The following is a 9,286-nucleotide window of genomic DNA, read 5'->3' on the forward strand; positions in this document are numbered from 1 at the left end:
CCCCGGCCGCCTGGCCGGCCTGGCTGATGCTGGCCGCCGGCCTGTACCTGGTGGTGCGCCGATAGCCAGCCCGGTTCATGGCTGGCACACTAGCAGGTGGCATCGGTGCGGGACCGTGGCCTATTTTGGAGTCGAACATGAAAGACTGGCTGGACGAGATCAACTGGAACAGCGATGGCCTGGTACCGGCGATCGCCCAGGACCACAAGACCGGGCGCGTACTGATGATGGCCTGGATGAACCGCGAGGCCCTGAAGCTGACTGCCGCCGAGCAGCGTGCCATCTACTGGTCACGCTCGCGTGGCAAACTGTGGCGCAAGGGCGAGGAATCCGGGCATGTGCAGAAGCTGCATGAAATGCGCCTGGACTGCGACGCCGACGTGATCATCCTGATGGTCGAGCAACTGGGTCATATCGCCTGCCATACCGGTCGTGAGAGCTGCTTCTATCGCGTGTTCGAGAACGGCGCGTGGAACACCGTCGACCCGGTCCTGAAAGACCCGCATGCCATCTACAGCGCAGGACACTGACATGAGCGACACCCTGACCCGCCTGGCCCAAGTGCTGGAAGCGCGCAAAGGCGCGGCCCCCGACAGCTCCTACGTGGCGAGCCTGTACCACAAGGGCCTGAACAAGATTCTGGAGAAGGTCGGCGAAGAGTCGGTCGAGACCATCATTGCCGCCAAGGACGCCGCCGTCAGCGGCGACTGCAGCGATGTCATCTACGAGACGGCCGACCTGTGGTTCCATAGCCTGGTCATGCTCGCGCAACTGGGCCAGCACCCGCAGGCGGTGCTGGATGAGCTGGACCGCCGCTTCGGCCTGTCCGGCCATGATGAGAAGGCCGCGCGCCAACCCTCGGCCTAACCGAATTCAATCGAGGATTGCACCATGGGTATTTTTGACTGGAAACACTGGATCGTCCTGCTGGTGGTGGTGGTGCTGGTGTTCGGCACCAAGAAGCTGAAGAACTTCGGCAGCGACCTGGGCGAGTCGATCAAGGGCTTCAAGAAAGCCATGAACGAAGACGAAGACAAGCCGGCGCAACCCTCGGTGCAGCCTGCCCAGCCGACCCCACGCCGACCAATGCGCCGCTGAACCAGCCGCAGACCTTCGACGGCCAGGTGCACAAGGTCGAAGAGCCGACCAGGAAAGAGTGAGCACATGTTCGGGATCAGCTTCAGTGAGTTGTTGCTTGTCGGCCTGGTCGCCCTGCTGGTGCTCGGCCCCGAGCGCCTGCCGGGGGCCGCGCGTACCGCCGGGCTGTGGATCGGCCGGCTCAAACGCAGCTTCAACGCGATCAAGAACGAGGTGGAGCGCGAGATTGGCGCCGACGACATCCGTCGCCAGCTGCACAACGAGCACATCCTCTCCATGGAGCAGGAAGCCCGGCGCATCCTCAATCCGCAATCGGTGCAACCCGACCCGACGACCACCCCAGGCAGCGAGCCGGCGCCTGCCGAGCACAGCGTGGTGATCGCTGCCGAGCCTGCACCTGCGCCAGCCGCGCCAACAGCGCCACCGTCCACCGAACCGACACAACCGCCGCGGGCCCCATGAGCGAAATTCCGGAACACGACCAGCCGATGCCGCTGGTCTCGCACCTTACCGAGTTGCGTACACGCCTGTTGCGCTGTGTGGCGGTCATCTTCCTGATCTTCGCCGGCCTGTTCTCGTTCGCGCAGCAGATCTACACCCTGGTTTCGGCGCCCCTGCGCGAGCACCTGCCGGCCAACGCCACGATGATCGCCACCGATGTGGCCTCGCCGTTCCTCACGCCGTTCAAGTTGACCATGATCGTCTCGCTGTTCCTGGCGATCCCGGTGATCCTGCACCAGATCTGGGGCTTCATCGCCCCGGGCCTGTACCGTCATGAAAAGCGCATTGCGGTGCCGCTGCTGATTTCCAGCATCATCCTGTTCTATGCCGGGATGGCGTTTGCCTACTTCCTTGTGTTCCCGCTGATCTTCGGTTTCTTTGCCAGTGCGACGCCGGACGGCGTGTCGATGATGACCGACATCGCCAGTTACCTGGACTTCGTCATGACCTTGTTCTTCGCCTTCGGCGTGGCCTTCGAGATCCCGGTGGCGGTGGTGCTGCTGGTGTGGATCGGCGTGGTCGACGTGAAGTACCTGAAGAAGATCCGCCCTTACGTGATCATCGGCTGCTTCGTGGTGGGCATGGTGCTCACCCCGCCGGATATCTTCTCGCAAACGTTGCTGGCCGTGCCGATGTGGCTGCTGTTCGAGGTGGGCGTGCTGTTTGGTGGCTTGATCCGCAAGCGCAGTGCGCACCCGCAGGCCGACGAGCCTGACGACCAGCCGCCAGCCACCCAGCCGTGAACCTGCTGCTGCTTGAGGAGGCCGACTTCGTCGCGGCCGACCGTGTGGTGCTGGGCGACCGACGCTTTACCCACATGCAGGAGATCCACCGCGTGGCGGTGGGCGACACCCTGCGCGTGGGGCGCCTGGGCGGGCTGATGGGCCAGGCCACGGTGCTGCGCCTGGAGGGGCATGAGGCCGAGTTGTCGGTCGAATTCACCCAGCCCCCGCCGGCCAAGTTGCCGCTGACCCTGGTGCTGGCCCTGCCGCGGCCGAAAATGCTGCGCCGGGTGTTCCAGACCGTGGCGACCATGGGCGTGGGCAAGCTGATTCTGGTCAACAGCTACCGGGTCGAGAAGAGCTTCTGGCAGACCCCGTTCCTGGAGCCGGCGGCGATACGCGAGCAGTTGGTGCTTGGCCTTGAGCAGGCACGTGACACCGTGTTGCCCGAGGTGATCATCGAGAAGCGCTTCAAGCCTTTTGTGGAGGACCGCCTGCCGGCGATTGTCGAGGGTACGTTGGGGCTGGTGGGGCACCCGGGCAATTATCCGCCGTGTCCGCGCGGCCTGGATGAGCCGGTGACCCTGGCAATTGGCCCGGAGGGTGGCTGGATTCCGTATGAAGTCGAGTTGCTGGGCAAGGCCGGATTGAGCCCGGTGCAACTGGGCGAGCGCATCCTGCGTGTGGAGACAGCGGTGACCGCGTTGCTGGCGCGGTTGTTCTAGGGGACCCCTGACTCATCCGCCCCTGTAGGAGCCGGCCTTGCCGGCGAAGCCTTTCATACACGCCTTCAGTTTTACGCTCCTACGCCGATGCAATGGCACCAGACCCATAATCCGCCTCGCCTGCCCGCATTGGAGTCACACCATGTACCGTTGGTTAGCCCAGCACCTGGGTAATGTCAGTGTCACGCTCAAACTCAGCATCGGCTTCAGCGTGGTACTGCTGCTGACGCTGGTCATCACCCTGACCGGCTGGCAAGGCCTCAATGGCATCACCACCCGCGGCGACACGCTGGGCGCGATTTCCCAGGTGCATCAGGCCACCCAGGACCTGCGCATCACCCGCCAGAACTACGAGCGCAACCACGACGCCGCCAGCGCACAGGCCGTGGAAAAAAACCTCGCCGACCTCGAACGCCAACTCAAGGACGTGCAGCAACGCGTAGCCGTCGGTGAAGGCGGCAACCGCCTCCAACAACAGGCCGAAGCCGCCGATCGCTACCAGCGCGCCTTCGCCGACCTGAAGCAGACCACCCAAGCCCGCGAAACCGCGCGCGAAGCACTGGGCAACAGCGCCGACAAGGCCGCCGCCCTGCTCGCCAAGGTCGAACAAGGCCTGCTGCAGGGTGGCGACATCAACACCTTCGATAACGCCGTACAGGCCAACAGACTGCTGCAGCAGGCGCGCTTCCAGGTCCGCGGCTACACCTACAGCGGCAAAGCCGAGTACCAGCAGACCGCGCTCACCGCCATCGACCAGGCCCTGGCCGTGATCCTCGCGCTGCCAGCCAAGGTGCCCACCGAACATGCCGCCAGCCTCGAGGCTACGGGCCAGGCGCTGACCGCCTACCGCAGCGCCGTGGAACAGTTCGGCCAGGCGCAGGTCGCCAGCGAACAGGCCCTCGGGCGCATGGGCGAACAAGGCAGCGTGCTGCTCGACCTCAGCCAGCAACTGACGCAAACCCTGACCCAGTTGCGCGACGAGGAATCCAGCCATGCCCGGTCCATGCTGGCCTTGGCCACCGTACTGGCGCTGTTCTTCGGCATCCTCGCCTCATGGGCCATTACCCGCCAGATCGTCGTGCCGTTGCGCTATACCCTCGGCGCCGTCGACCGCATCGCCAGCGGCGATCTGCGCCAGGACCTGAAGATCGAGCGCAGTGACGAACTCGGCCAGTTGCAGCACAGCATGCAACGCATGACCGTGAACCTGCGCCAGCTGATCGGTGGCATCGGCGACGGCGTGACCCAGATCGCCAGCGCCGCCGAAGAACTCTCGGCCGTCACCGAGCAGACCAGTGCCGGGGTCAACAACCAAAAGGTCGAGACCGACCAGGTGGCCACCGCCATGAACCAGATGGCCGCCACCGTGCAGGAAGTCGCACGCAACGCCGAGGAGGCATCCGAAGCGGCGCTGATGGCCGACCAGCAAGCCCGTGAGGGCGACCGTGTGGTCGGCGAGGCCATCGCCCAGATCGAACGCCTGGCCGCCGAAGTCGACCACTCCAGCGAGGCCATGAGCCAGCTCAAGAGCGAAAGCGACAAGATCGGCAGCGTACTCGACGTGATCAAGTCGGTGGCCCAGCAAACCAACCTGCTGGCCCTCAACGCCGCCATCGAGGCCGCCCGGGCGGGTGAAGCCGGGCGCGGCTTTGCCGTGGTCGCCGACGAGGTGCGCAGCCTGGCCCAGCGTACCCAGCAGTCCACCGAAGAGATCGAGGCACTGATCGCCGGCCTGCAGAACGGCACCCAGCAGGTCGCCACGGTGATGGACAACAGCCGCAGTCTGACCGGCAGCAGCGTCGAGCTGACCCGCCGAGCCGGCACCTCGCTGGAAACCATCACCCGCACGGTGTCGTCGATCCAGGCCATGAACCAGCAGATCGCCGCCGCCGCCGAGCAGCAGAGCGCGGTAGCCGAGGAGATCAACCGCAGCGTGATGAACGTGCGCGACGTGTCCGACCAGACCAGCGCCGCCAGCGAGCAAACCGCCGCCTCCAGCGTCGAGCTGGCACGCCTGGGTACCCACCTGCAAACCCTGGTGGCCAGGTTCAGCCTGTAAGCCTGCCCCCGCACCACGCGCAATGCGTGGCGCCCGGGGCGCCGTTTGCCCACCCATCAATTAGAGAATTTTCCTACAGCATTTGCAGGTCCAGACCTGCGCGCTCCCGCCGATGAGACCGGATTGACCGCGATTCCTTGCGTCGCGAACCATCCAATGTGCCGGAGAGCCACCATGTTCCTGAACCGAATGCTGGGCAACCTGAGTATCCGCTTGAAACTGGGCCTGGGCTTTGCCCTGGTCCTGCTGCTGACCCTGGGGATTGCCCTGGTGGGCTGGGTAACCCTGAACAACCTCGCCGACCGCAGCGACAAGCTCACCGAAATCGGCCTGGCCAACAAGGAAATCCAGGATGTACGCAATGAGCGCCTGGTCTACGAGCGCAATCTGGACCCGGCCACCGGCAAACAGATGGAAAAAGAGCTCGACGATGTGGCGCAGCGTATCCAGGCGCTGCAACAGCGCCTCAACGTGCCCGAAAACCTCACCCGCCTGCAGCGCCAGAGCGACACGCTGGGGCAGTACCGCCGCCTGTTCAACGAGCTTGAGCAACTGGCACTGGCCCGCCAGCAGGCCCGCGAGCGACTGGGCAGCAGCGCCGACCGCACCACCGGCCTGCTCGAGCCGATCGAACAGCCCCTGCGCGAGGCCGGCAACCTGAGTGGCTTCGCCAGCCTGGTCGCGGTCAACCAGCAGATTCAGCAGGCGCGCTTTCATTTACGTGGCTACACCTACAGTGGCCGCGCCGAGTTCGAACAGCCCGCACTCGATGCCATCGATCAGGCCGCCGCCACCTTGCGCGCACTGCCCGACAAGCTGCCCGCCACCTACCGTGATGCCCTGCAGGCGCCAGCACCGCGCTGGCCGACTACCGTGGCGCAGTACTGGCATTCGGCACCTCGCGCCAGGCCAGTGACAACGCCCTCGCGCAACTGGCGCAACTGGGCGACACGCTGCTGAGCATCAGCGACGAGCTGACCCTGGCACAAAGCCAACTGGTGGACGCCGAAACCGTTGCCGCCCGCACCACCCTGGGTCTGGCGATCCTGTTCGCACTGCTGCTGGGGGTGACCTCGGCCTGGATCATCACCCAGCAGATCACCACCCCGCTCAACGAGACCCTGGCCTTGGTCGAACGCGTCGCCAGCGGCGACCTGGCGCATGACCTGCAGGTGCAACGCCGCGACGAACTGGGCGACCTGCAGCGCAGCACCCAGCGCATGACCGTCAGCCTGCGCCGCCTGATCGGCGGCATCGGCGACGGTGTGACCCAGATCGCCAGCGCTGCCGAAGAACTGTCGGCGGTGACCGAACAGACCAGCGCCGGGGTCAACAACCAAAAGGTCGAGACCGACCAGGTAGCCACCGCCATGAACCAGATGGCCGCCACCGTGCAGGAAGTCGCGCGCAACGCCGAACAGGCCAGCGAGGCGGCGCAGATGGCCGACCAGCAGGCCAGCGAGGGCGAACGCGTGGTCGGCGAGGCGATCGCCGAGATCGAACGCCTGGCGGTCGCCGTCGAGCACTCCAGCGAGGCCATGGGCACCCTCAAAAGCGAAAGCGACAAGATCGGCAGCGTGCTCGACGTGATCAAGTCGGTGGCCCAGCAAACCAACCTGCTGGCGCTCAACGCCGCCATCGAGGCCGCACGCGCAGGCGAAGCCGGGCGGGGTTTCGCCGTGGTGGCGACGAAGTACGCAGCCTGGCCAAGCGCACCCAGGAGTCCACCGAGGAAATCGAAGGGCTGATCAGCGGCTTGCACCGCGGAACCCAGGACGTGTCGGCGATCATGAACGATAGCCGCGAGCTGACCGTCAGCAGTGTCGAACTGACCCGCCGCGCCGGCACCTCGCTGGACACCATCACCAGCACCGTGTCGTCGATTCAGAGCATGAACCAGCAGATTGCCGCCGCCGCCGAACAACAGAGCGCGGTGGCCGAAGAGATCAACCGCAGCGTCATCAACGTACGCGACATCTCCGACCAGACCAGCGCCGCCAGCGAACAGACCGCCGCGGCCAGCATCGAGCTGGCGCGCCTGGGCACGCACCTGCAGACGCTGGTCGGCGCTTTCAAACTTCCCACGTAAATGAGGGAATTCTCCTACGACACATGCAGGTCCAGCTCGGCAGGCGCTGGCCGATGAGCAGTCATGGGCGCGCCTGGCTTCACGCGGGCGTTACAGCTTAACCTCACCGGAGATTCGTCATGCTCGGACCCTTGTCACGCTTGCTGAACAATATGAGTGTCAGGCTGAAACTGACCCTGGGCTTTGCCATTGTGCTGCTGCTTACGCTGGCGACCACGTTCGGCGGCTGGAAGGCGCTGAACGAATCCATCGACAGTTCCGAGCGCCTGTCCGAGATTGCCCGCATCAACGACATCAGCCGCGACCTGCGTGCCGAGCGGATTACCTTCAGGGTCCTGGCCGACAGCCAGAGCCGCGATGGCATCAGCCAGGCGCTGGGCGAGCTCGACACCCTGCTGCAGAGGATGCTGGAGCATTTCAGCACACCCGACGACCGTCAGCGTGTCACCGACAACCTGGAGGTGGTGCACAGCTACAAGACCGGCTTTGCCGACCTGCTGCTGGCCGTCGATGCGCGCCAGACGCTGTTCAAGGCGCTGGAGGCCGACGAGCAACGTCTCACGGGCACAACCGATGCGCTGGAGCAGCACCTGCTGCGCAGCATCGACCCGCAACAGACTGGCGATCGCCAGAGCCGTGCGCTCAAGCAACAGGCCACCCTGGAACGCCATATCGACAATGCCATGCAGCAGAGTCGGCTGCCGGCCTACACCTTCGAGCCAATGAGTGCCTTCGCCCAGGTCGGCGCCACGTCGCTGAGCGGGGCCCAGGCTGCCTTGGGCCAACTCGATCAGGCCCTGAGCGGGCTGGGCCAACGCAACAACCGAGAACTGCAAGCCGCCGCCGCAGCGCTGGCGCAGTACAGCGGCGCCTTGAACCGCTACGCGCAAGCGGCGGTGAAGGTCGAGCGCTGCAAAACACCCTGGAGACCCTGGGCAACCGCCTGCGCGACACCAGCCGCCTGCTCAGCGAACACCAGACCCAGCAGCGCGACCGCGAGGCCCAGGCCGCACGCACGGTGATCAGTGGCCTGGCAGCGCTGGCGCTGGTGATCGGGGTGCTGGCGGCATGGCTGATCACCGAACAGATCACCGTGCCCCTGAAGGTGACCCTGGACGCGGCCAAACGCATCGCCCAGGGAGATTTGCGTGGCAACCTGCAGGTCAGCCGGCGTGACGAACTGGGCCAGTTGCAGAACAGCATGCAGGCCATGAGCGTGAGCCTGCGCGAGCTGATCGGCGGGATTGGCCAGGGCGCCGCGCAGTTGGCTGCGGCAGTGGGCCAGCTGTCGAGCGTGGCCGAACAGACCCAGACGGTGGTCGGCAGCCAACGCGACGAGACCGACCAGGTGGCCACGGCGATGAACCAGATGACTGCAACGGTGCTGGAGGTGGCGCGCAATGCCGAGTTCGCCTCCGAGGCGGCCACCGTGGCCGATGCCCAGTCGCGCCAGGGCGATCAGGTGGTCAACGAGGCCATCGGGCAGATCGAGCAACTGGCAGAGCAGGTCGACCGCTCCATGGAGGCGATGCACACCCTGGCGGGTGAGAGCGAGCGCATCGGCAGCATTCTGGTGGTGATCAAGTCGGTATCGGAGCAGACCAACCTGCTGGCGCTCAATGCCGCCATCGAGGCGGCACGCGCCGGGGAAGCCGGGCGCGGCTTTGCGGTAGTGGCCGACGAGGTGCGCGGCTTGGCCCAACGGACCCAGCAGTCCACCGAGGAGATCGAGGCGCTGATCCAGAACCTGCACCGCGGCACGGCGCAGGTGGTGTCGCTGCTGGACAGCAGCCGGGCGCTGACGCGTGACAGTGTGGACCTGAGCCGGCGGGCGGGTACTGCACTGGGCGAGATCACCGCGACGGTGTCGAGCATCCAGGGCATGAACCAGCAGATTGCCACCGCCAGCGAGGAGCAGAGTTCGGTGGCTGAAGAGATCAACCGCAATGTGATGACGGTGCGTGAGATTGCCAATCAGACCTCGACGGCAAGCGAGCAGACCGCCGCGTCGAGTGTGGAGCTGGCGCGCTTGGGCGGGCATTTGCAGACGCTGGTGGGGCGCTTCAGCCTGTAGTGCATCTGCGGGCCTCTT

General features: G+C 65.5%; 9 protein-coding genes and 4 pseudogenes. All 13 read left to right on the top strand.

From position 1 onward, the window contains the following. The first annotated feature begins 137 nt into the window (after positions 1-137). Positions 138-530, top strand: a complete 393-nt coding sequence (gene hisI / locus G3436_RS06010) for a phosphoribosyl-AMP cyclohydrolase (protein ID WP_163942428.1) — start codon at positions 138-140, stop codon at positions 528-530. Between the two features lies 1 nt (position 531). Next, positions 532-867 (top strand): phosphoribosyl-ATP diphosphatase, encoded by a 336-nt coding sequence (locus tag G3436_RS06015; RefSeq protein ID WP_163942431.1) that lies wholly within the window; start codon positions 532-534, stop codon positions 865-867. A 24-nt stretch (positions 868-891) separates the two neighbouring features. Then, positions 892-1,160, top strand: a pseudogene (locus tag G3436_RS06020) (twin-arginine translocase TatA/TatE family subunit). 4 nt (positions 1,161-1,164) lie between these two features. Beyond that, on the top strand, positions 1,165-1,560 hold the full coding sequence (gene tatB, locus G3436_RS06025; RefSeq protein WP_163942437.1) for a Sec-independent protein translocase protein TatB: 396 nt from the start codon (positions 1,165-1,167) through the stop codon (positions 1,558-1,560). Beyond that, positions 1,557-2,342, top strand: a complete 786-nt coding sequence (gene tatC, locus G3436_RS06030; RefSeq protein WP_163942440.1) for a twin-arginine translocase subunit TatC — start codon at positions 1,557-1,559, stop codon at positions 2,340-2,342. The genes tatB and tatC overlap by 4 nt, the downstream gene beginning before the upstream one ends. Beyond that, positions 2,339-3,046 carry a 16S rRNA (uracil(1498)-N(3))-methyltransferase gene (locus tag G3436_RS06035; RefSeq protein ID WP_163942443.1) on the top strand — a complete coding sequence of 236 codons (708 nt, stop codon included), beginning with the start codon at positions 2,339-2,341 and terminating at the stop codon, positions 3,044-3,046. Before tatC ends, G3436_RS06035 begins: the two co-directional genes overlap by 4 nt. Before the next feature lie 142 nt (positions 3,047-3,188). Next, positions 3,189-4,250: pseudogene (locus tag G3436_RS28760) on the top strand (methyl-accepting chemotaxis protein); the annotation flags it as partial. A 141-nt stretch (positions 4,251-4,391) separates the two neighbouring features. Then, complete coding sequence (locus tag G3436_RS28765) at positions 4,392-5,105, top strand: methyl-accepting chemotaxis protein (protein WP_420801180.1); 714 nt, start codon at positions 4,392-4,394, stop codon at positions 5,103-5,105. A gap of 174 nt (positions 5,106-5,279) precedes the next feature. Then, the gene (locus G3436_RS27350; protein ID WP_243667031.1) at positions 5,280-6,065 is read left to right on the top strand and encodes a methyl-accepting chemotaxis protein; all 786 of its coding nucleotides are present in this window, start codon (positions 5,280-5,282) and stop codon (positions 6,063-6,065) included. 107 nt (positions 6,066-6,172) lie between these two features. Then, positions 6,173-7,194 (top strand): annotated as a pseudogene (locus tag G3436_RS27355) (methyl-accepting chemotaxis protein). Between the two features lie 119 nt (positions 7,195-7,313). After that, complete coding sequence (locus G3436_RS28770) at positions 7,314-8,216, top strand: methyl-accepting chemotaxis protein (RefSeq protein WP_420801179.1); 903 nt, start codon at positions 7,314-7,316, stop codon at positions 8,214-8,216. A gap of 83 nt (positions 8,217-8,299) precedes the next feature. Then, positions 8,300-8,365 (top strand): annotated as a pseudogene (locus G3436_RS28775) (hypothetical protein); the annotation flags it as partial. A 198-nt stretch (positions 8,366-8,563) separates the two neighbouring features. Continuing rightward, positions 8,564-9,268, top strand: coding sequence for a methyl-accepting chemotaxis protein (locus G3436_RS28780; protein WP_420801181.1), 705 nt, complete (start codon positions 8,564-8,566; stop codon positions 9,266-9,268). The last annotated feature ends 18 nt before the right edge of the window (positions 9,269-9,286 follow it).

It is taken from the genome of Pseudomonas brassicae (assembly GCF_010671725.1).
GTDB classification, from domain to species: Bacteria; Pseudomonadota; Gammaproteobacteria; order Pseudomonadales; family Pseudomonadaceae; genus Aquipseudomonas; species Aquipseudomonas brassicae.